The sequence below is a fragment of the Candidatus Omnitrophota bacterium genome (genome assembly GCA_016929445.1).
Classification (GTDB): Bacteria; Omnitrophota; Gorgyraeia; order JAFGIU01; family JAFGIU01; genus JAFGIU01.
In genome coordinates this window covers 1-25,749 of record JAFGIU010000131.1, presented here as the reverse complement: position 1 = coordinate 25,749, position 25,749 = coordinate 1, and the positions used below count along the sequence as shown (strand labels likewise).

Genomic DNA, 25,749 nt, shown 5'->3' with positions numbered 1-25,749 from the left:
ATGTCCATTCCTGATGGCCTCTCCGCGAGTTATGCCCCACTAGACAAAGCCCTTCAGCAAATTGAAACCTGGCAATCAGCAGGGGAGCAGATTGTTTTCACCAATGGGTGCTTTGATTTAATCCATGTCGGCCATGTGCGCTGTCTGCAAAACGCGAAGCGTTTGGGAACACGCCTTGTCATCGGTCTTAATACGGACCGTTCGGTACGTCACCTCAAAGGCGGGCAGCGGCCTGTTCAGCCTGAATGGGCCCGGGCAGAAGTTCTCATGGCCCTGTCTTGCGTGGATCTCGTAATTCTTTTTGATGAAGCAACCCCCGAAAAGCTGATTGAACAAGTCCGGCCACAGGTCTTAGCTAAGGGCGGAGATTGGCAAGAAGACCAGATTGCGGGCGCAAAATTTGTTAAATCCATTGGCGGGCAGGTTGCCCTCATACCTTTTGTCGACGGTTTCTCCACCACAGAAACACTTTCAAAACTCCGCGATCTAGAATGAGTTCTCATATCTACCGCGTCCTGGACGCAAATTTCAACCGCGCCAAAGAGGGACTGCGAGTTTGCGAAGACCTCTGCCGCTTTGTGATCGATTCCAAGAGCCTTACCCAAGACTTCATGAGTTTGAGGAGACAGCTGACCCAATCCATCACCGCAACAGGCATCCCTTTGGCCCGGATAATCCGGGAAAGAGATTCATTCAAGGATGTGGGGAAGAGCTACTCCAAACACCAGCCAAGACGAAGCAACCTGCTGGATCTGTTCTTGGCAAACTCGGGACGCGCAAAGGAGTCCTTGCGCGTCTTGGAGGAGTGTGTCAAACTGCTGGACTCCAAACAATACAACCGCCTGGAAGATTTACGTTACTCTTTATATCAATTGGAGAAACGTGCCGTTGAACGCCTGGAACCTCTATGTTATAGTAGACGCCGCCTCAGCGGGAAAGCGTAATCCCGCTGAGCTGGCACACGCAGCTTTAGACGGCGGTGCGGACGTAATTCAGTTTCGGTCCAAGCTGGTCTCTGAAAAAGAATTTTTTCAGCAGGCCGAAAAGATTTTACAGGTCTGTCGAAAATTTGACCGGCCCTTTGTTGTCAACGATCGAATCGCAGTTGCATTAGCATTGGGGGCAGAAGGAATTCATTTAGGCCAAGACGATCTGCCACTTGAGCAAGCACGGCGCCTGATCGGTTCAAAAGCGTTCATTGGGGTTTCTACTCACAGTTTGACACAGGCACAGAAAGCCGAAGAGCAGGGTGCGGATTACATCGGTGTGGGGCCTGTATTTTCAACTCCAACCAAACCAAGTTACGAGCCGGTCGGATTGGACCTGGTCAGACAGGTTCATCAGTCTGTCATGATTCCTAAAGTAGCCATTGGGGGGATCGATCTCTCCAATGCCTCGCGCGTGGTGGAAGAGGGAGCCCGATGTATTGCAGTAGTCCGGGCGGTTTGTGCTGCTGCGGACCCGTCTTTCGCCGCTAAGGAGCTCAAGAATCTGCTCCGGATCCCCCATTCTAAGCGGGTGTAGTTCAATGGTAGAACGTCAGCTTCCCAAGCTGAGAACGAGGGTTCGATTCCCTTCACCCGCTCCATCGCTGTCATAAAAAGGGTCTACACTCAACTGCTCCTTTGGAATCAATGACCCGATATCCTGTCTTCTGCATACTGGGATTCTTCGTTTTGGGATGTGCTTCCGCACCATCCGTCACGCAAATTCCGCAAGTGCCTCCCACTCATCCCTCAGGCATTTACCACACTGTTGAACAGGGACAAACCCTTTGGAGTATTGCAAAGACTTACAACATTGAGGTCGAAGACTTAGTCGATGCAAACCGAATTCCCGACGCCGCGCGCATAGAGCAGGGGCAGCGCCTGCTCATCCTCGGGGCCCAAAAGCCTCAAAAGACCGCACCCCGCACTGCCAAGACCGCCAAGTCACCCATTACCGGGCCCAAGGATGAAACCTTTTCTTGGCCTCTGCGCGGAATAGTGGTGGGTTATTACGGAAATACAGAAGGTCAGGTGGCGCGCAAAGGAATTGATATCAAAGCAGCGGAAGGAACAGGAATTCGCGCCAGCCGCAGCGGCCAGGTCCAATTCGCAAGCGATCAAGTCCGCGGTCTTGGAAAATTATTGATTGTAGAACACGCAGAAGGATACAGCACAGTCTACGGACACGTTGACGACATTCTTGTCAACGTGGGGGATTGGGTGGAGCAGAATCAGGTCATTGCACAGGTAGGCAGCACAGGCAGGGCAACAGAGCCCACCTTGCACTTTGAGATTCGCAAGAAGCACGTGCCCCAAAATCCCTTGCACTACCTGCCGTAAGCTCTAAGGCATAACCATGTTTCAGTCTGATACGGATTCACAGCACATTGTTTTCCGGAAAGAGAGCGAGATTCTCAGCAAGAGAATCCAAGGCCTTTCCGAAGGATACCGCCAGAACATTGCTCTATTAGGCCTTCGGGGTATGGGGAAAACGTCTCTTGTACGCTCCTGTCTGGCGCACGCGTCCGAAGCAGGGTGCATTCCCGTCTATTTGGAGCTGGTGCACGGCGAAGATTTCCGGCAGTTGGCGCGACGATGGACAGCCACTTTGCTCCATCAGGCAGTGAAAGATCACGTGCCTAGCCCGGATCGCAGCCTGGACAGCCTCTTGCGCATTGCCGATGAACTCACGCCTTCCTTGGCGCTCTCAGTCAAAAGACTCTTGGCAAAGAGCACTCGGGTTAAGGCTTCCTCAGAGATCTTTACCGAGTTCTTGAGCCTGACATCCTCTTTGAGGGAGGTCACACAAAAACCCTGTGTATTCGTATTGGAGGAATTTCATAATCTTGAAAGTCTGGGTATCCGGAATGCCTTTTCGGTTCTGAGCAGCCATATCATGATCCAGAAACACACCATGTTTCTCTTGACAAGCTCCCATGTTCAACGCGCAAAACATTTGTTAGCGGAAAAACTCACCCTGCTTTTCGGAAATTTCGAAATCCTGGAAATGGCTGCACTGGGGGCCGAGGACAGTTGTCACTTTCTCGAGCAACGCGTTGGATCAACGCGGATTTCTCCTTTGGTCAAGGAATACCTGAGTGAGGTAAGCGGCGGACATCCGTACTACTTGGATATCCTTGGGCAAAAACTGGCCGCCCTCAATGCCCCGGAACCTTGGGAGGAGGTGACTCGAGAGTATGTGGTGGAGGCCCTCTTTCAGCTTCTCTTCCAACCCACGGGCGTGCTCAACCAGCACTTTACCTTAATGCTCGAATGTGTAGCCCAGACGTCCCGGAAGAGACGCGCCGCAGCCGTTCTCCTGGCCCTAAGCGAAGGCCCCCAGCGCTCCGACCATGTGGCTAAGACTATAGGCCTAAGCCGCAAATCCGTCACTTCCGAGCTCGCCCGGCTGCAGGACGCAGATTTGGTCCTGCGCCGCAGCACACTCTATTCCTTGACAGACGGAGTCTTCGCTCTCTGGCTGGACACAGCCTATCGGTGCAGAGAAATGCTTTTTCCACATTCCTTAGTGGCTGCAGCAACAGCTTTTCGTCAGCGGGCTGCGGAGGCAATCGAGACCTTTGGCGCGGAGCTTCCAGAAAATCAAACCGAACAAATCATCAATCTCTTTGAGAGCTTTGGTAACGAAGTCGTTGAAGTAGACTGCCGCTCGCGCCGGCTCCAACGGTTCCAGGAGGTCCGAAGCACCCATGTGGAAGGTTTGGGCCGGATCATCCGAGCCCAAAGCCCCCTGGCCAACTGGGTTTGCCTGTTTCTGGAAAAAGAACCCAGCGATAGGGATGTCTGGGCCTTTTCCCGGTGGTGCCAAGAGTCCCGTCAAAAAATCCACCGCCGCATCATCGCCACTTCAAATAAGATTGACAATACTTCCAGACTGATCGCAAAAGAACTTCATATCTGGGCCTGGGATCTCGATCAGATCAACCAACTGCTGGAAACCTATGGAAAGCCCAAAATCATGAGGAAGAACGGATCGGAGAACGGCAATGCCCACTGAACAAATCCCGGTCAAGATTCAGACACGCATTGATCAAGAGCAGAGAGAATCCGAAAATCTGGCGTCCTACGGCATGAGAAGCATGGACTCCGCAGGTCGCGTGCACACGGAGGAGGAACACCCTTACCGCACTGCCTACCAGCGCGACAGGGACCGGATCGTTCATTCCAGCGCCTTCAGACGTCTGGAATACAAGACTCAGGTCTTCGTCAATATCGAAGGGGATTATTACCGGACAAGATTGACTCACAGTCTGGAGGAGGCCGGCATCGCCCGGAGTGTTGCACGGGCCTTGGGCCTTAATGAAGATCTGACCGAGGCCATTTCCCTGGCCCACGACTTAGGGCATCCGCCTTTTGGCCACGCCGGAGAAGATGCCCTGAGGGCCCTCATGAAGGACTGCGGAGGTTTTGATCACAATTTGCAGGGACTCCGGGTGGTTGAGCTCCTGGAAGAGCGTTCCCCCCAATACCCGGGTCTTAATCTCAGCTGGGAAGTCCGTGAGGGGATTAACAAGGGCAGATGCCCTCTAATACGGCCCGGGAAATCCGGGGATTCCTTCCCCCAGCCCAGCCTCGAGACCCAAGTCGTGGATGTGGCGGACGAAATCGCCTATGACAACCACGATTTAGATGACGGCCTGACTTCCGGGCTCCTCCGGGAAGAGGATCTACTGGAGCTGGACCTGTGGCGCGAGGCCCACAACCATGTCGCCCATGAGTTCGGAGAAATGGATGCCTCGCGCCGCAAGTATCAAATTGTGAGATACCTCATCAACCGGCAAATTACCGATCTTCTGCATGAGTCTGCAAAGCGCCTGGCAGAGTTTAAGATAAAGACACCCGATGAAGCGCGGCGTTGGCCTCAACGGGTGGTATCCTTTAGCCCCAGTATGACAGAGATCAGAAAACCGCTCCGCCGCCTGCTTCTGGACCGCATGTACCGCCATTACCGTGTGATCCGTATGGCAAACAAGGCCCAGCGCTTTATCCGGGATCTTTTCCAGGTTTACCTGGAAAAGCCTGAGCAACTGCCCCCAACCACCCGCCGCCGCATGGAAGAACAGGGCACGGAAAGGGCTATTTGCGACTATATTGCCGGGATGACAGACCGCTATGCCCTCACAGAACATCAAAAATTGTTCGATCCCTATACAAGGGTCTAGCTTAGAAAGATCAGGGCCCAAGTTGACCTGTCCTAAGTGCATGGTATAATTGAGCTATGCGAAGATTGTGGTTGGGTATCTCCATTCTGTGTGTGGTGCTGACTGCCGTGGGTTGTATGGCTCAAGGAAAAGCGGCCCACGAAAGGAGCCGGACCCGCGGTCAAATGGACCTTTTCGGAGAGGATGCAGGATATCGCTTAACGATGTCTCTTCGCCCCGATTCCCACGTCAGCAACCAAGGCGGGATCAAGGTCACTCTCAAGCACTTGGACGGTCCCTCGCTGGAACGAATTTTTGCGAACGAAAAGCTCTTTGGAAAAAATGCCGGGGATAACCCCTATCCGCCGGATGTGGTGGTCTTTTATCTGACGATCACCAATAATTCCGGAGGAAAGATCTCGGTTGACCCCAGGTATTTTGTTATGATCGATGATATGAGTAGTCAGTATCTCACTATGGATCCTGACGCAATCAACGGTCTTGTGGAAGCTAAGTCCTCCGGAGGGGCCTACGCTTTTGTCAAGACCACGGCCTCTGCCGCCGGCGGAATCTACGGCAGCGGTGCAAACCTGGCCGGCTCTCTTGCTTCCCAGGGCCAGCGGAAAAAAACTGTGCTGCTTAGACAAGTTCAATTTACCGGCGGTTATGTGCATGATGGGATTATTTATGACGGCCTCATCGCCTTTCTCAAGGCACACGTAGAGGCACGCAAAGTCCGAGTCGTTCTCCCGGGTTTCAAGAGCAAGTTCAACGTCAAGGATGAGCCGGGCGTTTCCTACGATTTTGATTTTGAGTTTGATATTGTCGCGGAGGAAAAGCCAGAGGCATCGGAAGCAGAACAAGCTGTGGGAAGAAAGATCGAAAACACCTTCATGACGGATACTGCTAAGGATCTACCGGGGGAAAAGGGCATTGGTGCTGGCCAAGTCACGGAAGCCGCAACCCCACCCATAGCGCCATCCATTCAACCCAAGTAGTCGTTTTATGTCCAAGATACAACAAGACGAGCAGATAGAATTGTTTCCGGAGACAGTCTCCGATACCCATAAACGGCCAAGGAAAAAGATGGCTCTCGTGCGCTCCAAGAGCATCAACCTCACGGTCAGTTATGACCAAATTGTGATTGCGGCCCTTGTCGCCACAATGGTCCTATTGGCCACTTTTAGTCTGGGAGTGCACCGCGGCCGCAGTTTAGACAGCATGAGCACAGGTAGCGCCGTGGTCACAGAATTCATTGTGGAGTCGATACCTCAGGCCAATACGGATAAGGCGGAGTCTCAGTCAATTGGCCAGGATCAGCAAAATGCTTCAGCCAAACCCAGCGAAGAAAGGGTTGAGGCGCCCGCGATTACCGGTAATTTCGGCGTCCAGGTAGCTACCTACAAACACTTAAGCGCTGCTGAACGAGAAGTGGAGTTTTTGAAGAGTCAAGGGCATGAAGGGGCTCAAGTGCACCCCAATGGAGATTATTACCAGATAATTGTCGTCGGATTTGAAACAAAGGCACAAGCCACTAAGGTTGTTCAGCAACTGCGATCCCGCCACTCCGACTGCTTCGTTAGAAAGCTTTAATCACAGAATTTGAAACAAACGTAGGCAGGAGAGACCGCCGGGTCTCTTCTGTTACAGTTGAGAACTAAGGTATAGGAGGAAAGGAATGGGACAACATTCCAGTCTGAAAGCAAGCAAGGGAGCTCGGCTAGGTCGAAGTGTCCTGAAGCGCTTTGAACGCATCGAAAAAATGCAAGAAAAGGACGAATGGACTGAAGGACGCTCCATCTACGCTTTACCTAAGGTCAAAATGATCAAAATAAAGGTTACAAAGAAGAAGGCCGGACCGCCCACGGGTGAAGAAGGCGCTGAGGGCAGTGCCTCCACAGATAAGTCCAAAACCTAGGAGCTTCGGCAGTGCTTCGTCCGTCCCTCGCAGGAGGACTTCTGGCGTTTGTGCTACTCTTTTCAGGGCCGGGTGGCGTTGGAGCCGCCCTGCAAGACCAGAGCGCGCCTCCGGTTGTGGCGGTGGTCAGCGGCGAAAGAGTGAACATCCGCGCCGGAGCACATACGAGTTACGAAGTTCTGGGCAAGCTATCTGAAGGTGTGCAGGTTAATGTCTTGGACAGAGAGGGGAGTTGGGTTCGCATTGCGCTCCCGAGTTCCGTTTCTGTTTACGTGCATATGCGCTATGTCGGACGTATCGGATCCGTGAGTTTTATTTCAGGAGATCGAGTCAATATCCGCGCCGGGGCCACTGTGAATGCTCCTATCGTAGGACAGGCTCAGTCCGGCCAAGAGCTTGTAATACGAAAAAAGACCGGAGACTGGTATGAGATCGAACCGCTTGCGCACTGCAGTGGATGGATCTACGAGGAGTATCTTAGCTTTCCCGGGCACAGCTCTTCTGGGGAAAATCCTGCTCATTAGCGCCGGAGGCCACTCATGCTCAACGTGGTTCTGAGTTTGGCCCTGCTGTTGCTCGCGGTTGTCTTGCACGAAGTTTCCCACGGCTGGGTGGCACTCCGGCTCGGAGACACCACGGCCAAAGCGGCTGGACGCCTCACCCTTAACCCCCTGGCTCATCTGGATTTGATGGGAACAGTCATTGTGCCGGGACTACTGATTCTTGCGCACTTGCCTCCGGTGGGATGGGCAAAACCCGTGCCGGTCAATTTTGGAGCGCTGCGGCAGCCCAAGCGGGACATGGTCTTGGTAGGCATGGCAGGCCCACTTGCTAATATCCTGCTCGCAGTCCTCTTTGCGGCATTGTTTCATCTTTCTGTGGGATTGCATTTCAAAACGGGTATCCTGATCGGATACCTGGGTCTTTGGATTAATCTCTTGCTTGCTGTATTCAATCTCATGCCCATACCGCCCCTGGACGGCTCCAGGTTTGTGCTGGGTCTGTTGCCTCCGAAGTGGGGACTTCGTTACTTGAAGTTGGAGCCCTTTGGCTTTCTTATCCTTCTCGCTTTGATTTATGCTGGATTACTGGAAAAGACCGTCTTACCAATCGTAGGAAGACTTGCCGGTCTTCTTGGAGCCGCTTAATTGATGGACCGACCTCAACGCATTCGTCTAAACCTGAGCACTAACCCCTACGATATTGTTATCGGCAGGGGAGTCCTGGACGCCCTGCCCTCTCATTTGGAGCGTGCGGGACTTAATGCCCCCTTGCTTATCGTAAGCCAAAGACCCGTCTGGAAGCATCTTGGCCCCAGACTCCAGCGCGCCCTCAAGAATTACCCGCATCTCTCAGGCCTGCATCTGGTTCCCAACGGAGAAAAGAGCAAATCTCCGGAGCACTACCTGAAGCTCTTGGGCAAGCTCGTGCAATTTTCGGGAGGAGGGGATGTTTGTTTGGCCGCTCTCGGAGGAGGCGTTGTCGGAGACTTGGGCGGGTTTGCCGCCGCAAGCTACCGAAGAGGGATCCCTTGGGTGCAGCTGCCCACCACGCTACTGGCTCAAGTGGATTCGAGCATCGGGGGCAAGACCGGTCTGGATTTGCCTCAGGGAAAAAACCTTGTGGGAGCCATTTACCAGCCTCGGTTGGTCGCGGCAGATGTCAGTTCCTTAAATTCCTTGCCCTTGAGTCAGCTGCGATCCGGTATGGCCGAGGTCATCAAGTATGCCCTTCTGTTCAGCGAAGATTTTTTCACCTATTTGGAACAACACGGCAAGAAGGCCCTGCAACGTGATCAAGGCGTTCTCAAGAAAATTATAGGCACGTGCGCAGGAATGAAGGCCGCTGTGGTGGAGGAAGACGAACGGGAACAGAGCGGGTTCCGTACCCTTCTCAACTTAGGACACACCTTTGCCCACGCCATCGAAAATGTCTCAGCTTATTCTCAGGCATACGATCACGGGACCGCAGTGGGCCTGGGTTTGGTCTGCGCCAGTCACTTGGCCCATTCCCTCGGACTCGGGGCCCGGTCGACTCTGGAGCGCGTAGAGGCCCTGCTCACCACCCTGGGATTACCCACACGCATCCATGGACTCTCCCCGGCAAAGCTTTTTACAGCACAAAGCCATGACAAAAAGCGCCAAGGCGACAAAATGCGCTTTGTACTGCCAGAACGCATCGGGCATTGTACAATCATACCCAATCCTTCTCCGTCCAAAATCAAAGCGACTCTGGACTGGGCCTGTACCTCAACGCGCCAAAGGAGAAGTTCGTGAACGAGACAACTCGAACACACACAGACACCTCAGTCCCGGTCCCGGCCCACCACAAGGCTTTTGGCCACCTGTGGACGGACCCTGGCTTGCTCGAAGAGGCAATGACCCACAAGTCTTATGCCAATGAACACCTGGACCTGCACCTCAAGGATAACGAACGCCTGGAATTCTTGGGGGATGCCGTGCTCGAGACCGTGGTCAGTCACACCCTCTATCAGAAATATCCCCTGGCGCACGAAGGCGACTTGACCAAGCTGCGCGCACAGATCGTCTCCAAAAGCACTCTGGCCCAATGTGCCGAAAAGCTCGAGATCGCCAAACACCTCAAGGTGGGAAAAGGACTGACCCGCCGCCAGGGCAAGCTTTCGGCATCCGCCAGAGCTGTGGAATCCCTGCTGGGTGCTGTGTATCTGGATTCCGGGATTGAGGCAGCCGTCGCCTTTGTCCAAAGAGTTTTTAGGGATGCCTTGCGTTCCATTGAAAAAGGAGAGGGGAGGCAAGACTTCAAATCCTTGTTGCAGGAATACGCCCTGCGCCGTTTCAAGATTACACCTAAGTACGGCGTACTCTCAGAGTCCGGCCCCCAGCACCGCAAACGTTTTATTGTCAGCGTTTCCGTGGGCAACCGAACCTATGGCAAGGGCTCCGGTCTTAGCAAGAAAGCCGCAGAACAATCTGCGGCCAAAAAAGCGCTCAAACTTTTGGGTGTGTCGGTGCGAGGGAAAATCCTGCAACCGCTAATCGAAGAACGCAAAAAGGCCGCGCCCGCCAAACAGACAGAAGCGGCTAGCGAATCCTCACCACTCTCCGAAGCCCCTCAAATTCGAGAGTAACTGCCTGGCTCCGGATGGACTCCACTCGGATCCCGTCCACCACATCGCCTTCAAAGACAACCTCATCATTGAGTATGGCCATCTGCGCGCCGTTGATATCCGCAATCCCGCGCACCTTGCAAGGGGGAAACACCGGAGCGGCCGGGGCAGGGGCCGGTAGCGCAGTGTCTTTGATCAGAGAAAGTTGCAACTCCTGGATACGCTCCAAGGACTGTTCCGCCTTGGCGAGCTCCTTAGAATCGACCGCAGGCGCAGGATGGGGAGACATTGGAAGAGGATCGGCCACTGGAGCCTTAGGAGCAAAGGCAGGGACAGGAGAAACCTCACTACCGCCTGCGGTATTCCCAAGGCCCGGATCTTTCTGCAGACGCAACACCGCGTATTCCACCGAGCCCAGAATAAGGACCAGCCCCAAACCCATGAGAAAAAGCCATGTGGCCGTGCTTTGCCGGGGCTGCTCTGCGGAACGAATCTTTTCAAGCTCCGGCGTAGCATTCAATTCACCGGTTGAGGGTTCCGGCTCCGGAGGAAAGTTGCTGGGTTGATTCCTCGCAGGAGCTTTGGGAGCCACAGGTTTGGGGGGCTTCTCTTTGGAATACGGCCGAGCCAGAATACCCTTTTGAGATCGCTCTTGAGCCTTTCTGAGAGCCTCATGGATGATACTCATGCGACAGCCACACCCTCCTCCAGCTCCTGGATGCAGCGCACAATCAAGGGCCGGTCCAAAGTCCAAGTCTCGTCAACATAGCCGGCAAGCAAAGCCTTGTCACAGACCATATTGATCAACCTGGGAATACCCCGGGAGTAGTTATAAACCGCACCCAAACCCTCCGGAGTGAACTGAATTTCTCCGTTGGATCCTGCCACATTCAAGCGATGTTCCACGTATTCGGTGACTTCATCCGGATCTAATGGCAAGATGTGGTAACGGACTGCAATCCTCTGCCGCAACTGCCGCAGCTGGGCGGATGCCAGCTTATCCCGTAGTTCAGGCTGCCCCACAAGCACAATCTGAATCAACTTCTCCTTATCCGTTTCCAGATTCGAGAGCAAGCGGATCTGCTCCAAGACTGCGGGTTTCAAGTCCTGAGCCTCGTCAATGATCAGCACCACGTTATTGCCAAGAGCAAGCTGATCCAACAAGAACTCATTCAGAGTGTCTTGGATGCTGGCTGAACCCTTCCCTTGGGTCTTGAGCGCCCCAAAGTCAACCGCAATCGCATGGAGCAACTCGGAAGCCGAATAGGTGGGGTTCAGGATGAACGCCGTCTTTGTGCTGGAATCCAGCTGCTGCAGCAGGGCCCGGCAAACCGTGGTCTTGCCCGTACCGATCTCCCCGGTAATTTCCAGGAAACCCTTGCGCTGCTGAATGCCGAAGAGAAGGTGTGAAAAGGCCTCTTGGTGCTTCCGGCTCAGGTAGAGAAAGCTGGGATCCGAGGTCACGTTAAAGGGCCACTCACGCAACCCATAGTACTCCAAATACATCAGCACCCCTTATGGCCATGAAATAATACTTTACCGCAATCCTAACATGGAGCTCTGAGCCGTGTAAACTGCGGCCCCAAGCACGCGCTCAGCACCGCGCTTGACACTTCTCCAAGGCCTAAACTATAATCCTATTGATTGCAGGGAATTAGGAAAACCCCGCGCACGTCCGGCAGAAAGCAGAATCTAAAGCATGAGTCATTCAATCAATCGGAACAAACTCGCTTCAAAACTGGAGAAAGTTCTCCACAGGAATCCTGCTTATGCCGTAGACGCATATGGGTTTGTCTTGGAAGCCCTTCACTTTGTTGTGGACAGACTCCCTGAGGCCCGGCACATCACCGGCAAAGAATTACTCGAAGGCATTCGCGATATGGGTATGGATCACTATGGTCCGATGGCGCCCACGGTTTTTAAACATTGGAACATCAGGAACACGGAAGATTTTGGAAGCATCGTATTCCGGCTGGTCGAGGTTGGATTGCTGGGAAAAACAGAAGACGACAATATTGACGATTTCAAGGATGTCTTCTCTTTCACAGAAGCCTTTAAATGGCGGGGCGTCACTCTCAACGCAGAAGGCCCTTATCTTGACCTCTCCATACCGAATTAAGCATTCTCCCGTAACTCTTTTGACTGTTTGACACCCGTGTGTCGGAAAGGAAAGGAAGATGGATTCCTCGGAACGCAGAAGATATCCGCGAATTGAAAGCCAGCTCGAACTCAAGCTGGTAAACGGGGGAGCGGATATCTTTGCGACCAGCGTCAATATCAGCCGCTCCGGCGTACTCTGTGTGGTCAATCAAGAACTTACCCTAATGACCAAATACCGGATCGCCATCGAGTTGCCCTTTGGAAGCGGCGATAAGGCATCCAGGAAATGGATCAAGTGCGAGGGGGTGGTTGTGCGCGTGCAAACCGCAGAACCGGGTTCTTGGCACATTGCCATCTTTTTCAGTGATATGAAGGAGTCGGACTCCAAGCTCTTGCGGGAGTATGTCGACACCCACCAGCAACAGCAGGGGTACTAGGCTTGGGAGTTTTTAAACCTTGTGGTCTGATTACACTCTTAACAGATTTTGGAGCAAAAGACGCCTATGTGCCTTCAATGAAGGGCATTATCCTAGGCATTCATCCCCGGGCTCAGTTGGTTGATATATCCCACGAACTGCAGAGGGGAGATGTCCGGCGTGCTTCCTTTCTCTGGTCCAGTGTTCACTCTTGTTTCCCTTCAGGCACTATTCACGTAGGTGTGGTAGATCCCGGAGTCGGCACACTGCGGCGTCTCCTTGCCGTTCTTTACAAAGACCATGTGTATCTGGGGCCGGATAACGGGATCATGACTCATTTGCTGGCAGAAGAAACGTTTGAAGAAGCGTATGAAATCCGGCCCAGCAAACTTTCCCTCACCGAAATCAGCGATACCTTTCACGGGCGCGATATTCTGGCACCTGTTGCGGCCAAAATTTGTAAAGGAACCGCATTGAGCCATGTCGGAACTCCGGCGCAGTCCCTCCGCAAGCTCAAGCTACCCCAAGCAAAATTCCGGGGAAAAACGGAAATCGAAGGAGCCATCGAATATATCGATCACTTCGGGAATGCCGTAAGCAATATCCACACAAAGACCCTCCTGAGCCTTTGGCCGCAAGAGGAGTGGAAGAATCTCAGTATCCAGGTGGCTCGCAGAAAGCTGCATGGAATCCTGGCAAGTTACTCATCCGTGAATACAGGGACCCCCCTAGCACTTATCGGCAGTGTCAGTCTCTTGGAAATCGCGGTGCGAGACGGGCACGGGGCACAGAAACTCAGTTTAAAGATCGGCACTCCGATCAGGATCACGCACACACCGCCATGGACGAAAAAATAGATTTTGATAAGGACCAACAGAAACGCAGACGCTCTCAGAGACTGGCCATTACGATCGCCGTTCGCTGGATCCGCCGGGGGAGTACTGTGGACCTCCCAGCCGAGGGTTTTATTGTGAACACCCAGAATCTGGATGAGAACGGTTTCTTCCTGCGGTCCGAGGATGTGGAACCTGTCGGATCAGAATTGGATCTTGAAATCATGATGGAGGACGAAAAAGAATACAAAGTCAAAGGGAAGGTGGCCTGGATTGCGGATCCCCATAAACACCCCTTCTATTACCCTGGGATGGGCGTCGAGTTTGTGGAATTGGATGAAACCGCCCGGAGAGCCATATCGTCCTATGTCAATCACAAGATCAGCAACTATTACGATGCAAAAGAACTCACCGAAATGTACCTTGTCCTGAAGGAAATGGCGGGGAGACTTTTGGAGATCGAGGAAAAGCATCCCAGAGCCGAACGCTTCCGCAAGACGATTGAAAACGCCGTACGGGAAATTGACGACGTAGCCCACATCATCAATAAGGAGGTTTGGGAGGTTCGAAACCTTTGACAGGGGAACCCCTTCACTCCGGTTTTGTGGCATTGATCGGACCCACTAACTCCGGAAAGTCCACACTCCTGAACCGATTGGTGGGAGAAAAAATCGCCATTGTCTCATCCAAACCCCAGACCACCCGTTCGCGAATCCTCGGTATCCTCAATCGCCCCGAGGGTCAAATTGTCTTTGTAGACACACCGGGGCTCCACACCCCAAAGCATTTGCTCGGAAAAGCCTTGATTCAGCGGGCCAATCAGGAAGCGAGTGGTGCTGATCTTATTCTTTACATGCTGGACACCACCAAAGAGCTGCGTGACACAGAGCCCGTTTTGGCTCCTGAACTCACCCGTCTATCCCAAAAAAAAATTCTTTTGCTCAATAAAGTTGATAAGGTTTCAAAACCTGCGCTCCTTCCCTTGATCGAGAGGTATTCAAACCTCGGTTACTTTGAACACATCTTTCCCATCTCGGCAATTAAGGACAAGGACTTCGAATCCCTGCTCAAAGTAATCACCTCTGCATTACCCGAGTCCCCGGCACTGTATGGACCGGACCAAGTAACGGACCAGTCTCCGCAATTCCGGGTCACGGAAATAATCCGAGAAAAGGTGCTTGCCTGCACGCATGAAGAAGTGCCGCACTCGGTGGCAGTAGAAATCGAGGGATGGAATCAGGCTGAGGAGCTTCTCGAAATCCAAGCGCTCATCCATGTGGAACGCGACTCCCAAAAAGGCATCCTGATCGGCAAGGATGGAAGAGTTCTGAAGCGCGTGGGCACAGAGGCAAGGCGGGATATTGAAGCCTTGCTAGGAAATAAGGTATTCTTGCAGTTGTGGGTTAAGGTCTTGGAGAATTGGCGGAAGAATCCGAGCGCCTTGAGGCGGATGGGTTACTCATAGGCAGCGTTCGGGCTCGGCAGGGGAGCCATGTATTTCATCATCTTTGGCGGAATCGCCCTCTTGGCGCTCACTTGGGTGTTTTTGACCCAGGAAGAGGCTCGAGAAGCGCGCCGTACTGAAAACTGGGGCCGGGTCTCGCACATGTGGACAGGTCCTGAGCGCCGTCGTGCCCTGCGTGTGGGCACGGACCTGTATATCACTTACCACAAACTTCCATTGGAAGAGCAGGTGGTGGAACAGGCCTTGTCCGAAGACATCAGCACCTACGGTGCAGGACTCATACTCCCGGAAAAATTTGAAGTCTTGACGGATTTGGTGCTCACGATTCATCTCCCGCCCGACGGGAATCCCCTTGCCGTGAAAGGCCGGGTACGCTGGCGTAAAACCGCCGGCCGGACTGCAACCGGGCAGCGTCTCTTCTATGTAGGCGTGGATTTCCTCGACGTGGACGAAAACAAGCGCAAGCATATTGAGGCGGCCCTGGGAACCCCGGCAAACGAGAAAAGCCCAGACCAGGAATCAACAGGTGGGTGAAGCAATTCGAGTGGTGGGATTAACCGGTACTAATGCTTCAGGGAAAGGGGAAGTCGCGAGATATTTGGTAAGAAAAGGCTTTCACTACTTCTCCCTTTCTGATTCGATTCGCGATGAATTAAAGCGCAACGGCCACCCGGAAAGCCGGGAAAATATGCGCGAATACGGCAATGCTCTAAGAAAGGCAGAAGGTCCGGGCGTCTTGTCCGAACGGATACTGCCGAGCCTCCGGGACAAAAGCATCGTGGACAGCATCCGGAATCCGGAAGAAGCACGGGTGCTTGAGCGGAATACAGAATTCCGCTTTTTTCTTGTCGACGCCCCGGCCGAGTTGAGATTTGAGCGCGCCATGGAGCGAGGCCGTATGGAAAACGCATCTACTTTAGGCGAGTTTCTGGCCCAAGAGGCGCTTGAGTCCTCCAGAGATCCCAATGCCTTGCAACTTCATGCCTGCAGAAAAATGGTCTTGCAGGAGTGGACGAACGCGGGGGATTTGAGTTTATTGTATAAGCAGGTGGACTCCGCACTTTCCGACTGGTACGGCACGTGATTTCTTGCACGATCCCTCAACTCTTTTTCTCCCAGGCACAAAAACGCGCCCATTGTATCGCGTACAGAGCCAAACGCTCCGGCAGCTACGTGGATTTCAGCTGGGAGCGATCCGCTAAGGAGGTCCGGTCCCTTGCGCTCGGACTTCTGGATCTGGGGCTTCAACCAGAAGACCGGTGGGCCATTATTTCCGAAAACCGCCCGGAGTGGATTTTCTGGGATCTCGCGATCATGTCCTGTCGTGCGCTAAGCGTCCCAATCTATACCTCGGACACCGCCGCGGAGATCGCCAAAATCCTCAAAGACTGTGAGGCTGTAGGCATTTTGGCCTCCACACCGGAGCAACTTGACAAGGTTTTGGAGCTGCCCCAAAGCGTTCCTTCACTGCGTCATCTGTTTGTCCTGGACCCACCCGAATCCTTGCCTGAAGGAGTCCGAGCTTACCCCGCATGGTTAAACCAGCCTCGCACAACCCCGGAGGAAAGGCTCAATCAACTCATTTCCGGAGCCTCCAATGAGGAGACTGCAACGCTCATTTACACCTCCGGCACTACCGGTAAGCGCAAAGGGGTGATGCTTTCACACAAGAATTTCCTTTCCAACGCCGAGGCTTGTGCCCAGATTCTTCCTATTTCAGACGCTGATGTCACCTTATCCATGCTGCCGCTGAGCCATGTGTTTGAACGTATGGCAGACTACTATTTGCCTCTCTATTTGGGCTGTACAATTGGCTTTGCGGAGTCTTTGGACACTGTGGGCGAAAACATGCTCGAAGTGCGTCCCACAGTTGTGCTCTCAGTCCCGCGTTTTTTTGAAAAACTCCAGGCGCGTATCGAGGCCGCTATCGAGGAAGCCGCACCTTTGAGACGCCGCCTTTTTCTCTGGGCTAAGGGCGTGGGATGGAAGATGGCTCAGGTTCAACTCGCACGGAAGATCCCTAACTTGAAACTGCGCCTGATTTATGCAATTGCTGAAGTGCTTGTATTCAGAAAGCTCAAGGCCCGGCTCGGGGGCCGGCTTCATTTCTTTGTCTCCGGAGGAGCCCCGCTGCCCGCCGCAGTGGCCCGTTTTTTTGCCTCTGCCGGAGTAGTCATCCTGGAGGGCTACGGCTTGACCGAAACCTCCCCCGTGATCGCCGTGAATCGTATGGATAAGCGCAAATTGGAAACTGTCGGGCCGCTATTGCCCGGTGTCGAGGTACGGATTAGCGAAGAGGGCGAAATCCTGACTCGAGGTCCTCATGTCATGCAAGGTTATTTCCGGAATCAAGAGAAGACCGAGGCCGCTATCGTTGACGGCTGGTTTCATACCGGAGATATCGGGCTCATGGATGAGGACGGTTTTCTCGTAATCACCGACCGGAAGAAAGATTTGATCGTGACCAGCGGCGGGAAGAACGTGGCTCCCCAAAAAATAGAAGCCTTGCTCAAGGAGTCCCCCTTTGTGGCAGAAGCCATGGTCTACGGAGACTGGAATAACTTTCTGGTAGCACTCCTGGTCCCGGATTGGACCCGGCTTGAATCCTATGCTCTCCAAAACAACATCAGCACAGAAGACCGTGCGGCATTGGTCCGGGATGACCGCATTCGTCAACTAATCTATAAACATTTGGAGGCACTAGCGCCGGGCTTATCCAGTTATGAACAAGTGAAGGAATTTGAATTCCTCGATCACGATTGGGGCAGGGAATTCGGGGAGTTAACTCCTACATTGAAACTTAAACGCCAGGTCATTGCGGAAAAATACGCGGACCTAATCAAGTCCGCCTATGAGCGGGCGCGCAAAAACAGACAATGAGCCTATCCGAAACTTGGAAGACAGAGCACGGCCTCGAACTGAGGTTACGGAAATGGAGCGTAGAATCCAGTCCCGCGGCACAACTTTGGATTTCCCACGGATTCGGAGAGCATAGCGGCCGTTATGACGAATTCGCCGGGCATATGACCGGTGCCGGGTGCGAGGTCTTTTCCTGGGACCATCAGGGTTTTGGGGAGTCCCAAGGAAGCCGCGGGCATGTAGATGACTTTTCTGCCTATGCCCGGGACGGCCTGGCAATCATAGAAGCCAACCGGAACAATGAACTGCCCCAGTTTTTACTGGGACACAGCATGGGAACCCTCATTGCTCTGGATTTGATTCTGGATTTCAGGCTCAATGTGGACGGTTTAATTCTCTCAGCCCCGGCCTTCGGCATTGCGCACCAGCCCTCCAAAGTCCAAAAACTCCTGCTCGACAAAGCAGGGCAGGCAATCCATCCTGGTCTGAAGTTCAAGACCGGGACAGATCCTTCTATGGGCACCCACGACCCGGAGATTATTGCCCGGCACAGGGAGGATCCCTTAGCAGTTCACAAGATCAGCCTGGGTCTTTATCGAAATCTGATCCAGACAGGGGAGGCGCACGCCGGACGGGGAACCGAACTCTTCACGCCCCTGCTCCTTTTGCAGGGATCAGAGGATCCGGTGGTGCGTGTGGATTGGGTAAATGCGTATTTTGAATCTGTGTCCAGTACGGACAAGCATATGGAGTTGTGTCCAGGGTGTTATCACGAAGTATTGAACGAGACAGAACGCTCCCAGGTCTACGAGCTTGTATCACGATGGATCTCCGACCGCGTCGGCGCCCCCAAGGTCGCCGGGGATGGCGAATCCTCCTCCTAGCCCTTCTCTTTACACTGGTGTTCCCGCGGAGCTTGTATACCGGATTGTCTTACGGTGTTGCCGCAACTGAAGCCCGCTTTGTTCTGCCCACAGGAGAACTCATCGGCGGAAAGCTTCAAATCCGCTCGGACTCCCGGGGAAGCGGCCACTTCTTAGCGCGGCGTTCCGGCGGGAGGCGCAAGCACCTGGGGGTGGATCTGGCCGCGCCTATGGGCAGTCCGGTGATTGCCGGACGCAGCGGGTGGGCCCGATCCATCGTCAAAGAGGACGGATACGGGAAATACGTCGAGATCCATCACATGGATGGATATTGGACCCGTTATGCTCATTTAGACAGCCTCAGCCTGCCCGAGATTGCCTGGGTGCACCAGGGGGACCTGATCGGAACGGTAGGGAACACAGGGAACGCCAGCCACCCCCAAATGATCCCGCACTTGCATTTCGAGGTCCGCCTGAATGAACGTATCCTCAATCCTGAGAAAGGGATCCTACAGGGATTGGAAGCCTATGAATGATTTGGTACAATGCATTGATGTATAAAGAATTCCCCACCCTACTTGCCCTGGAAGACGGAAGCGTCTTTCGGGGTTTTTCTCAGTTTCCGAAGGCTCAAACCTCGGGAGAAGTCGTGTTCAACACCTCCATGGTAGGCTACCAGGAGGTATTGACGGACCCATCCTATCGCGGCCAAATCGTCGCCCTAACCTACCCGTTAATCGGCAATTACGGCGTGGTTGCGGAAGACAGCGAATCCGCTGGAATCTGGCTGGCAGGCTTTGTGGTCCGCCAGCTCTCCCCGAGGCCCAGCAATTGGCGGGCGGAGCGCAGCCTGGAGGAGTTTCTCAACGAGGCCGGCGTGCCCCTCCTGCAGGGGATTGATACGCGATCCCTGACCCGCCGCTTGCGTATTCACGGCTCCCTTCGCGGAGTAATCGGGACAGAGGAGGAGGGGGCAGAGGCCTTGGTGGCCCAAGCCCGCGCAGTGCCCTCAATGGTGGGCGCCAACCTGGCAAGTGAAGTCAGCTGCGGGGAAGCCTGGAATTTCAGCACCCGGCAGGGGACTCCGTCAAAGAGTCCCCTAAAGATCGCCGTTATTGACTTTGGAGTGAAGTGGAACATTCTCCGCTCGCTGCACAGCCGGGGTTGCGAAGTGCATGTACTGCCCGGCACAAGCAGTCTTTCCGATATTCAAAAGCTGAATCCCGATGGTGTTCTTCTTTCCAATGGCCCCGGGGATCCTGCCGCGGTTACGCCGGGGATCGAACTGACCCAACAGCTTTTTGGACGCTGGCCCCTTATGGGAATCTGCCTGGGCCATCAGATTTTGGGTCTGGCTCTGGGAGCAAAGACTTACAAGCTCAAATTCGGGCACAGGGGAATCAATCATCCGGTAATGGACCTATCCACACGCAGGGTGGAGATTACCAGCCAAAATCACGGCTTCTGCGTAGATCCCGAATCCTTTGACAAGGCCAAAGACATTGATGTCTCCCATATCAGCCTCTATGACAAGACCGTGGAGGGGATCCGGCACAAGGAACTTCCGATTGTCTCAGTTCAGTATCACCCCGAGGCAGCCGCAGGACCCCACGACTCCCGATACCTATTTGATGAATTCCTTGACCTTGTGAAAAAGCATGCCAAAAAGAACTGACATCCACAAGATTCTCCTCATTGGATCCGGCCCCATCGTGATCGGCCAGGCTTGCGAGTTCGATTACTCCGGTACTCAAGCCTGCAAAGCCCTGGCTGAAGAAGGCTATGAAGTGGTGCTCGTCAACTCCAACCCTGCAACGATCATGACCGACCCGGAGTTTGCGCACAGAACCTATATTGAGCCTATTGTGGCTGAGGCCCTCGAATCCATCATTGAAAGGGAGCGGCCCGATGCGCTTCTTCCGACGCTGGGAGGACAAACAGCCCTGAATGCGACCGTGGAACTGGCCGATAAGGGCGTCCTCAAAAAATATGGGGTTGAACTCATCGGGGCCAATGTGGAGGTCATTAAGAAAGCAGAGGATCGCGAGCTGTTCAAGGAGGCCATGGCGAATATCCATTTGGAAGTCCCCCGCTCCGGAATTGTGCGCGATCTGGAATCTGCCAAAAAAATCCTGGCTGAGCTCGGAGGATGTCCGGTCATTATCCGGCCTGCTTTTACTTTGGGCGGCGTGGGGGGCAGCATTGCCAACTCCGAGGAAGAGTTCGAAGCCAAGATTTTGAAGGGCCTGGAATACAGCCCTATTTCCCAGGTACTGCTCGAGGAATCCGTGAAAGGCTGGAAGGAATTCGAGCTCGAGGTGATGCGCGATCTGGCCGACAACGTGGTCATTATCTGCTCCATTGAGAACTTTGACCCGATGGGCGTACACACAGGCGACAGCATTACCGTAGCGCCTGCCCAGACGCTCACCGATCGGTGCTACCAAGAAATGCGCGATGCGGCGATCAAGGTGATCCGTGAAATCGGTGTGGAAACCGGCGGGTCGAATATCCAATTTGCCGTCAATCCCCAGGACGGACGCCTGGTCGTCATTGAAATGAACCCGCGGGTCTCCCGCAGCTCGGCGTTGGCTTCGAAAGCCACGGGATTTCCCATTGCCAAAATTGCAGCCAAGTTGGCCGTGGGATATACCCTGGACGAACTGCCCAATGACATTACCCGCCAGACCCCGGCCGCCTTTGAACCCACCATTGATTACTGCGTGGTCAAGATACCCCGCTGGGCCTTTGAGAAATTCCCGGAAGCGGATTCCGAACTCACTACCCAGATGAAATCTGTGGGCGAAGTCATGGCCATTGGACGCACTTTCCGCGAGTCTCTGCAAAAGGCCGTGCGTTCCTTAGAGATCGGGGGAGACGGTCTATCGGATCCACGCAATATGACCTTTAACGAAAGCGAAATGCTCGCAGGTCTGCGGAAGCCCAATGCCCAGCGCCTCCATCAGATTATGATGGCCTTTCAGTCGGGATGGACTACCGAACAAATCTTTGCTGAAACCGCCATCGACCCCTGGTTTCTGGATCAATTGGCTATCATTTGTGAACAAGAATTGCGCTGGCGCAAGAGCGCCCAGGCAGGGGAACAATGGGACGAAAGGACTTGGCGCAAGATCAAGTCCGAGGGATTCTCGGATCCGGAGATTGCCCGCTGGTACGGTAAATCAGAACTGGAAATTCGAAAAGAACGCCTCAAACAGAAGGTGGCGCCCAGCTTCAAGCTTGTGGATACCTGTGCTGCGGAATTCGAGGCCTACACCCCCTATTTCTACTCCAACTACGATCCTGAGGACGAGCTGCAGGCCGCGTCCGAGGGAAAAAGTGTCCTGATACTCGGTGCAGGCCCCAACCGCATCGGGCAGGGGATCGAATTTGATTATTGCTGTGTGCATGCGAGCTTTGCCGTACGCGAGCTCGGACTCACGAGCATCATGTACAACTCCAATCCCGAAACCGTCAGCACGGACTACGACACTTCGGACCGGCTGTATTTTGAGCCTATTACTCTGGAGGAAGTCCTCAACGTCGTGGAAAAGGAGAAGCCCAGGGGAGTCATCGTACAGCTGGGCGGCCAGACTCCCCTCAAGCTCGCTGTGGCCCTGCAAGAGGCCGGCGTGCCCATCTTGGGGACCCCTTCCGATGCCATTGACCGCGCAGAGGACCGGGAGCGCTTTCACCAACTCATCACCAAGCTTAAACTCCGCCAGCCCGAGAGCGCCACCGCCACTTCCCTCAAACAAGCCCAGGAGATTGCAACACAAATCGGCTATCCCGTACTCATCCGCCCATCCTATGTGCTCGGTGGACGCGCCATGGAAATTGTCTATGACGACGAAGATCTCCAGACTTTTGCAAAAACCGCACTCAAGGTCTCCGGCAAACACCCAATCTTGATCGACAAATTCCTCGAACAGGCGATCGAGGTGGATGTAGACGCTGTCTCCGACGGCGAAACCGTCTGCGTCGCAGGAATCCTGGAGCACATAGAACACGCCGGAACCCACTCCGGGGACGCTGCCATGGTTCTGCCGCCCCATAGCTTGACGGATTCAGTCATCAAAGAGCTGAAACGCCAAACCAGGCTCCTCGCTCTGGAACTCGGCGTAATCGGCCTCATGAATATCCAGTTCGCCGTCAAGCAAAACCAAGTCTACATCCTCGAAGTCAATCCGCGCGCAAGCCGGACTGTTCCCTTTGTGAGCAAGACCACAGGCATTCCCTGGGCTAAAATCGCAACCAAGGTCATGCTCGGCGCAAAACTCAAGGACCTCAAAGCAGGGGAGATTTCACCCAAACACTATGCAGTCAAGGAATCCGTATTCCCCTTTGTCCGGTTTCCGGGTGTGGACGCAGTCCTCGGGCCGGAAATGCGCAGTACCGGAGAAGTCATGGGCATTGACCACAATTTCGGCATGGCCTTTGCCAAATCGCAGTTTGCGGCAGGCCAGATCCTGCCCAAAACCGGCACTGTTTTTCTCAGCGTAACCGATTCAGACAAAGCAGCCTTATTACCGCTGGCCAAACGCCTCACAGACCTCGGATTTAATCTCGCAGCCACAAAGGGGACTGCCCAGTACCTCAATGACAAGAGGGGGCTTAAAGTCACCCAAATCAATAAACTCTATGAAGGCCACCCCAATGTCGTGGACGCCATTAAGGCAGGGGAAATTCACCTGGTGATCAACACACCGTCGGGAAAACAAACCAAGAAGGATGAAACCAAAATCCGCAGCACGGCTGTCTTTCACGGCGTCCCGCTGGTCACCACGCTCAATGCCGCAGATGCCAGTGTGGAGGCCTTGGAGTACTTGAGCCAAAGCAGCGGGGGAATCCCTGTTTGCTCCATCCAGGAATACCACTCAGAAAACCTAAGCAACGCAAAATAGGCTAGAAGACAGAGTCCCCTGATTTTTGGCCGTTTTACCCTGTAGTTAACATAATATGTATTATAGGACACAGTAATTGGCCTCAGCACCGGTTTACCGGCATGCCTCTTCTTAGGCTTTCACACGACTATCCGGGATCTTCCTGAACAAGACTGCGGCCACACACATATACCCTACCAAGGTCATTACAGCAATGCGGTAGCCCATTTCCGGGGCATTTATCCGGCTAAACACCAAGGTGGTCAGGGCCCACACCATGGGCCCCACAATGGCCGAAATCCGCCCTACAAGGCCGAAAATGCCGAAAACCTCCCCTATGACCTCCTCGGGGAACATCTCGATGATCAGGGTTCTCGAACACACCCAAATGGCCCCGAAGCAGGTGCCTGCAAGGGGGCCGACAACCCACAATACCCCGGGACTGAAGCTGGTGGCGGCCAGGACCATGGTTAATGCCCAAAATGCCAGCGTCAGCCGCATCGCAAAGTGGGATCCCCTCTTATCCGTTATTTGTCCGAAAGCCAGGGCGCTGAGGATTGCAAATACCGTTGAAAGGATTATGAACCAATGCATTTCGTCGGGCTTGAGTCCTATAATCTTTTGAGCATAAACCGACATGAAAACGTTGATAGCGCTGACTGCGTTAAATGCCAAAAAGGCACACCAGAGCAGCACCACACCCCCAGGCACTCCCTTTATCCGTGCCAAGGCATTTTTAAAATCCTTGAGGGTATAACTCAGTCTGAGCTGCGACTCCCCTGTCCCAGGCTCTTTGATGAATAGGAGACAGGGCAAGGCTCCCACCAGAAACAGCACGGCCGTGGGCACAAAAGTCGCCTGATGCCCGCCGGCATTGAGGAAGGGTTTGGCGACGATCACTCCGATAATGGTTCCGACATAGCCCAGTCCCACTCCATATCCTGAAATTTTCCCCCTGTTTTTTGCATCGCTGATCTCGGGCAAAAGGGCATTGTAAAAAACTCCTGCAGTCTGGAAAGCCACGTTGGCCACACAAAAGAATGCCAGTCCCAGCATCAGGCTGCTGACATAACCCATGGCTGCCGTAAATGCGACGCACAGGCAGGTCATCACCGCCAAAAAAGGTATGCGTTTGCGCAAACGGTCGGACCAGGCCCCTAATCCGGGCATTAGAAAGCCGGAGACAATAATCGAAATTGTAATGGCTGAGCTGTAAAGCAGATCAGAACCGCCCTTTTCCACGGTGACCCAAAGGGCAAAGTGGTAGGAAATAATATTGATGGCAAAAATACTGTTGGCAAAATCGTAGAGCGACCAGGAAAAGACCGCGGCTGTCTTCTTCAACCAAAGATCTCCCGGGATTTTGCTTGGCCGCGCGCATTCTCCAGATCTGCCAGCTCCAGCAAAGTGAGTTCGGGCCGATTCTGGCGCAAGCGCTTCACGGCTGCATAGTAATCACCCGGTCTTCCTCCCTCTAAACGGATCGCTGCATACTTAAAACCTGTGCCGCACTCCGGACACCGATGCGCTGTGAGTTCCACGCCCAAGGCCCGGCATTTTCCACAGCTACCGGAAAGCTGGCCCACCACAAGGAGCTCGTTCCAAATCTGCTGCCAATCCAATTCGCACCACTTGCGGATATTGGCCTTTGCTGACATGATCACTCCCCTGTTTGCTTTGCAGCTCTTTGACGGAAGACCCAATGGCCTCCTGATTCTTCAGCGGACTCCACCCGGACTTCCAGATCGGAAAACTGCGCTCCCTGGCCTGTCCAATCGGCCTCCCCGCTCACCCGGCCGGCAACCCCCACAAAACTGAGCGGAGAAACACGCTGAGCCAACTCGGACTGCATCGGTTTCCACTCCACATGGCCTTGGTGCGCCATGCCCTGGGGTTCGGCCCACAGTCTGAGTCGGGCTTCCACTGAAGCGCCTTGCACGCGGCCGGCCAATCGCGAAATATTCAGTTCCCGGCCGCTTAGCTGCCCTGTGATCCGGATATCTTCAAAGCGCACGCCCCTCCAATCCAGGCTGGAAATCCGGATAAAAGGAGCGGACCCTGGATCTGAACCCGCCTGTGCTCCGAAATAAACAGGCAAGCCTCCTTTGACCTTGGCCATCCCAAATCCGATGCGTTCATCCTGATGTTCAGGGATATTAAAATGCAGCTCTCCCT

At 53.9% G+C, this 25,749-nt stretch carries 30 protein-coding genes and 1 tRNA gene; 26 read left to right on the top strand and 5 right to left on the bottom strand.

Going from position 1 to position 25,749, the window contains the following annotated elements; all coding sequences use genetic code 11:
• From rfaE2 to rnc, 14 genes are all read left to right on the top strand, one after another.
• Nucleotides 1-495, top strand: coding sequence for a D-glycero-beta-D-manno-heptose 1-phosphate adenylyltransferase (gene rfaE2 / locus JW937_10190; GenBank protein ID MBN1587778.1), 495 nt, complete (start codon nucleotides 1-3; stop codon nucleotides 493-495).
• Nucleotides 492-944: a thiamine-phosphate pyrophosphorylase gene (locus JW937_10185; GenBank protein MBN1587777.1), complete on the top strand. Its 453-nt coding sequence runs from the start codon at nucleotides 492-494 to the stop codon at nucleotides 942-944. Before rfaE2 ends, JW937_10185 begins: the two co-directional genes overlap by 4 nt.
• Nucleotides 889-1,524 (top strand): thiamine phosphate synthase, encoded by a 636-nt coding sequence (gene thiE, locus JW937_10180; protein MBN1587776.1) that lies wholly within the window; start codon nucleotides 889-891, stop codon nucleotides 1,522-1,524. The genes JW937_10185 and thiE overlap by 56 nt, the downstream gene beginning before the upstream one ends.
• Nucleotides 1,515-1,588, top strand: a tRNA-Gly gene (locus JW937_10175). Before thiE ends, JW937_10175 begins: the two co-directional genes overlap by 10 nt.
• Before the next feature lie 46 nt (nucleotides 1,589-1,634).
• Nucleotides 1,635-2,327: a peptidoglycan DD-metalloendopeptidase family protein gene (locus tag JW937_10170; GenBank protein MBN1587775.1), complete on the top strand. Its 693-nt coding sequence runs from the start codon at nucleotides 1,635-1,637 to the stop codon at nucleotides 2,325-2,327.
• A 16-nt stretch (nucleotides 2,328-2,343) separates the two neighbouring features.
• On the top strand, nucleotides 2,344-4,005 hold the full coding sequence (locus JW937_10165; GenBank protein MBN1587774.1) for an AAA family ATPase: 1,662 nt from the start codon (nucleotides 2,344-2,346) through the stop codon (nucleotides 4,003-4,005).
• The gene (locus tag JW937_10160) at nucleotides 3,995-5,170 is read left to right on the top strand and encodes a deoxyguanosinetriphosphate triphosphohydrolase (protein MBN1587773.1); all 1,176 of its coding nucleotides are present in this window, start codon (nucleotides 3,995-3,997) and stop codon (nucleotides 5,168-5,170) included. Before JW937_10165 ends, JW937_10160 begins: the two co-directional genes overlap by 11 nt.
• A 56-nt stretch (nucleotides 5,171-5,226) precedes the next feature.
• Nucleotides 5,227-6,147: a hypothetical protein gene (locus JW937_10155; protein ID MBN1587772.1), complete on the top strand. Its 921-nt coding sequence runs from the start codon at nucleotides 5,227-5,229 to the stop codon at nucleotides 6,145-6,147.
• An 88-nt stretch (nucleotides 6,148-6,235) separates the two neighbouring features.
• Complete coding sequence (locus tag JW937_10150) at nucleotides 6,236-6,742, top strand: SPOR domain-containing protein (GenBank protein MBN1587771.1); 507 nt, start codon at nucleotides 6,236-6,238, stop codon at nucleotides 6,740-6,742.
• An 85-nt stretch (nucleotides 6,743-6,827) separates the two neighbouring features.
• The gene (locus JW937_10145; GenBank protein ID MBN1587770.1) at nucleotides 6,828-7,067 is read left to right on the top strand and encodes a small basic protein; all 240 of its coding nucleotides are present in this window, start codon (nucleotides 6,828-6,830) and stop codon (nucleotides 7,065-7,067) included.
• A gap of 50 nt (nucleotides 7,068-7,117) precedes the next feature.
• Nucleotides 7,118-7,591: an SH3 domain-containing protein gene (locus JW937_10140; GenBank protein MBN1587769.1), complete on the top strand. Its 474-nt coding sequence runs from the start codon at nucleotides 7,118-7,120 to the stop codon at nucleotides 7,589-7,591.
• Between the two features lie 15 nt (nucleotides 7,592-7,606).
• A complete protein-coding gene (locus JW937_10135; protein ID MBN1587768.1) occupies nucleotides 7,607-8,215 on the top strand; it encodes a site-2 protease family protein in 609 nt (202 codons plus the stop codon).
• Between the two features lie 3 nt (nucleotides 8,216-8,218).
• A complete protein-coding gene (aroB, locus tag JW937_10130) occupies nucleotides 8,219-9,343 on the top strand; it encodes a 3-dehydroquinate synthase (protein MBN1587767.1) in 1,125 nt (374 codons plus the stop codon).
• Nucleotides 9,340-10,176, top strand: coding sequence for a ribonuclease III (gene rnc / locus JW937_10125; GenBank protein ID MBN1587766.1), 837 nt, complete (start codon nucleotides 9,340-9,342; stop codon nucleotides 10,174-10,176). The genes aroB and rnc overlap by 4 nt, the downstream gene beginning before the upstream one ends.
• On the opposite strand, the gene JW937_10120 is transcribed toward rnc, so the two are convergent.
• Together JW937_10120 and JW937_10115 are read right to left on the bottom strand one after the other, a co-directional pair.
• On the bottom strand, nucleotides 10,130-10,843 hold the full coding sequence (locus JW937_10120; GenBank protein ID MBN1587765.1) for a hypothetical protein: 714 nt from the start codon (nucleotides 10,841-10,843) through the stop codon (nucleotides 10,130-10,132). The genes rnc and JW937_10120 overlap by 47 nt on opposite strands.
• Nucleotides 10,840-11,661 carry an AAA family ATPase gene (locus JW937_10115; protein MBN1587764.1) on the bottom strand — a complete coding sequence of 274 codons (822 nt, stop codon included), beginning with the start codon at nucleotides 11,659-11,661 and terminating at the stop codon, nucleotides 10,840-10,842. Before JW937_10115 ends, JW937_10120 begins: the two co-directional genes overlap by 4 nt.
• A 193-nt stretch (nucleotides 11,662-11,854) precedes the next feature.
• Here JW937_10115 and JW937_10110 point away from each other — a divergent pair, with 193 nt between their 5' ends.
• The 12 genes from JW937_10110 (at nucleotide 11,855) to carB (ending at nucleotide 23,595) form a co-directional block, all read left to right on the top strand.
• The gene (locus JW937_10110; GenBank protein ID MBN1587763.1) at nucleotides 11,855-12,274 is read left to right on the top strand and encodes a hypothetical protein; all 420 of its coding nucleotides are present in this window, start codon (nucleotides 11,855-11,857) and stop codon (nucleotides 12,272-12,274) included.
• Nucleotides 12,275-12,332: 58 nt separating this feature from the next.
• A complete protein-coding gene (locus tag JW937_10105) occupies nucleotides 12,333-12,692 on the top strand; it encodes a PilZ domain-containing protein (protein MBN1587762.1) in 360 nt (119 codons plus the stop codon).
• 68 nt (nucleotides 12,693-12,760) lie between these two features.
• Nucleotides 12,761-13,528, top strand: a complete 768-nt coding sequence (locus tag JW937_10100; GenBank protein MBN1587761.1) for an SAM-dependent chlorinase/fluorinase — start codon at nucleotides 12,761-12,763, stop codon at nucleotides 13,526-13,528.
• Entirely contained in the window at nucleotides 13,513-14,082 is a 570-nt protein-coding gene (locus JW937_10095) for a PilZ domain-containing protein (protein ID MBN1587760.1), read from the top strand. The genes JW937_10100 and JW937_10095 overlap by 16 nt, the downstream gene beginning before the upstream one ends.
• Nucleotides 14,079-14,969, top strand: coding sequence for a GTPase Era (era, locus tag JW937_10090; GenBank protein ID MBN1587759.1), 891 nt, complete (start codon nucleotides 14,079-14,081; stop codon nucleotides 14,967-14,969). The genes JW937_10095 and era overlap by 4 nt, the downstream gene beginning before the upstream one ends.
• A gap of 27 nt (nucleotides 14,970-14,996) precedes the next feature.
• Entirely contained in the window at nucleotides 14,997-15,503 is a 507-nt protein-coding gene (locus JW937_10085) for a PilZ domain-containing protein (protein ID MBN1587758.1), read from the top strand.
• The gene (locus JW937_10080; GenBank protein ID MBN1587757.1) at nucleotides 15,496-16,053 is read left to right on the top strand and encodes an AAA family ATPase; all 558 of its coding nucleotides are present in this window, start codon (nucleotides 15,496-15,498) and stop codon (nucleotides 16,051-16,053) included. The genes JW937_10085 and JW937_10080 overlap by 8 nt, the downstream gene beginning before the upstream one ends.
• Nucleotides 16,050-17,849, top strand: a complete 1,800-nt coding sequence (locus tag JW937_10075; protein MBN1587756.1) for a long-chain fatty acid--CoA ligase — start codon at nucleotides 16,050-16,052, stop codon at nucleotides 17,847-17,849. Before JW937_10080 ends, JW937_10075 begins: the two co-directional genes overlap by 4 nt.
• Nucleotides 17,846-18,712, top strand: a complete 867-nt coding sequence (locus JW937_10070; protein MBN1587755.1) for a lysophospholipase — start codon at nucleotides 17,846-17,848, stop codon at nucleotides 18,710-18,712. Before JW937_10075 ends, JW937_10070 begins: the two co-directional genes overlap by 4 nt.
• 44 nt (nucleotides 18,713-18,756) lie before the next feature.
• Nucleotides 18,757-19,227 carry a M23 family metallopeptidase gene (locus tag JW937_10065; GenBank protein MBN1587754.1) on the top strand — a complete coding sequence of 157 codons (471 nt, stop codon included), beginning with the start codon at nucleotides 18,757-18,759 and terminating at the stop codon, nucleotides 19,225-19,227.
• Between the two features lie 17 nt (nucleotides 19,228-19,244).
• Nucleotides 19,245-20,366 (top strand): glutamine-hydrolyzing carbamoyl-phosphate synthase small subunit, encoded by a 1,122-nt coding sequence (gene carA, locus JW937_10060; GenBank protein MBN1587753.1) that lies wholly within the window; start codon nucleotides 19,245-19,247, stop codon nucleotides 20,364-20,366.
• The gene (gene carB / locus JW937_10055) at nucleotides 20,350-23,595 is read left to right on the top strand and encodes a carbamoyl-phosphate synthase large subunit (protein MBN1587752.1); all 3,246 of its coding nucleotides are present in this window, start codon (nucleotides 20,350-20,352) and stop codon (nucleotides 23,593-23,595) included. The genes carA and carB overlap by 17 nt, the downstream gene beginning before the upstream one ends.
• A gap of 111 nt (nucleotides 23,596-23,706) precedes the next feature.
• On the opposite strand, the gene JW937_10050 is transcribed toward carB, so the two are convergent.
• The 3 genes from JW937_10050 to JW937_10040 all read right to left on the bottom strand — a co-directional run.
• Nucleotides 23,707-24,918 (bottom strand): MFS transporter, encoded by a 1,212-nt coding sequence (locus JW937_10050; GenBank protein MBN1587751.1) that lies wholly within the window; start codon nucleotides 24,916-24,918, stop codon nucleotides 23,707-23,709.
• Entirely contained in the window at nucleotides 24,915-25,232 is a 318-nt protein-coding gene (locus tag JW937_10045) for a hypothetical protein (protein ID MBN1587750.1), read from the bottom strand. The genes JW937_10050 and JW937_10045 overlap by 4 nt, the downstream gene beginning before the upstream one ends.
• A gap of 2 nt (nucleotides 25,233-25,234) precedes the next feature.
• Nucleotides 25,235-25,749: hypothetical protein (locus JW937_10040; GenBank protein MBN1587749.1), on the bottom strand; the 515-nt coding region annotated here is incomplete at its 5' end.

What these genes read in the sequence shown, in the direction of transcription:
- rfaE2 (MBN1587778.1), top strand. Translation starts at nt 1, where the DNA reads ATGTCCATTCCTGATGGCCTCTCCGCGAGTTATGCCCCACTAGACAAA.
- JW937_10185 (MBN1587777.1), top strand. Translation starts at nt 492, where the DNA reads ATGAGTTCTCATATCTACCGCGTCCTGGACGCAAATTTCAACCGCGCC.
- JW937_10170 (MBN1587775.1), top strand. Translation starts at nt 1,635, where the DNA reads ATGACCCGATATCCTGTCTTCTGCATACTGGGATTCTTCGTTTTGGGA.
- JW937_10165 (MBN1587774.1), top strand. Translation starts at nt 2,344, where the DNA reads ATGTTTCAGTCTGATACGGATTCACAGCACATTGTTTTCCGGAAAGAG.
- JW937_10160 (MBN1587773.1), top strand. Translation starts at nt 3,995, where the DNA reads ATGCCCACTGAACAAATCCCGGTCAAGATTCAGACACGCATTGATCAA.
- JW937_10155 (MBN1587772.1), top strand. Translation starts at nt 5,227, where the DNA reads ATGCGAAGATTGTGGTTGGGTATCTCCATTCTGTGTGTGGTGCTGACT.
- JW937_10150 (MBN1587771.1), top strand. Translation starts at nt 6,236, where the DNA reads ATGGCTCTCGTGCGCTCCAAGAGCATCAACCTCACGGTCAGTTATGAC.
- JW937_10145 (MBN1587770.1), top strand. Translation starts at nt 6,828, where the DNA reads ATGGGACAACATTCCAGTCTGAAAGCAAGCAAGGGAGCTCGGCTAGGT.
- JW937_10135 (MBN1587768.1), top strand. Translation starts at nt 7,607, where the DNA reads ATGCTCAACGTGGTTCTGAGTTTGGCCCTGCTGTTGCTCGCGGTTGTC.
- aroB (MBN1587767.1), top strand. Translation starts at nt 8,219, where the DNA reads ATGGACCGACCTCAACGCATTCGTCTAAACCTGAGCACTAACCCCTAC.
- JW937_10120 (MBN1587765.1), bottom strand. Translation starts at nt 10,843, where the DNA reads ATGAGTATCATCCATGAGGCTCTCAGAAAGGCTCAAGAGCGATCTCAA.
- JW937_10115 (MBN1587764.1), bottom strand. Translation starts at nt 11,661, where the DNA reads ATGTATTTGGAGTACTATGGGTTGCGTGAGTGGCCCTTTAACGTGACC.
- JW937_10110 (MBN1587763.1), top strand. Translation starts at nt 11,855, where the DNA reads ATGAGTCATTCAATCAATCGGAACAAACTCGCTTCAAAACTGGAGAAA.
- JW937_10105 (MBN1587762.1), top strand. Translation starts at nt 12,333, where the DNA reads ATGGATTCCTCGGAACGCAGAAGATATCCGCGAATTGAAAGCCAGCTC.
- JW937_10095 (MBN1587760.1), top strand. Translation starts at nt 13,513, where the DNA reads ATGGACGAAAAAATAGATTTTGATAAGGACCAACAGAAACGCAGACGC.
- JW937_10085 (MBN1587758.1), top strand. Translation starts at nt 14,997, where the DNA reads ATGTATTTCATCATCTTTGGCGGAATCGCCCTCTTGGCGCTCACTTGG.
- JW937_10070 (MBN1587755.1), top strand. Translation starts at nt 17,846, where the DNA reads ATGAGCCTATCCGAAACTTGGAAGACAGAGCACGGCCTCGAACTGAGG.
- carA (MBN1587753.1), top strand. Translation starts at nt 19,245, where the DNA reads ATGTATAAAGAATTCCCCACCCTACTTGCCCTGGAAGACGGAAGCGTC.
- carB (MBN1587752.1), top strand. Translation starts at nt 20,350, where the DNA reads ATGCCAAAAAGAACTGACATCCACAAGATTCTCCTCATTGGATCCGGC.
- JW937_10045 (MBN1587750.1), bottom strand. Translation starts at nt 25,232, where the DNA reads ATGTCAGCAAAGGCCAATATCCGCAAGTGGTGCGAATTGGATTGGCAG.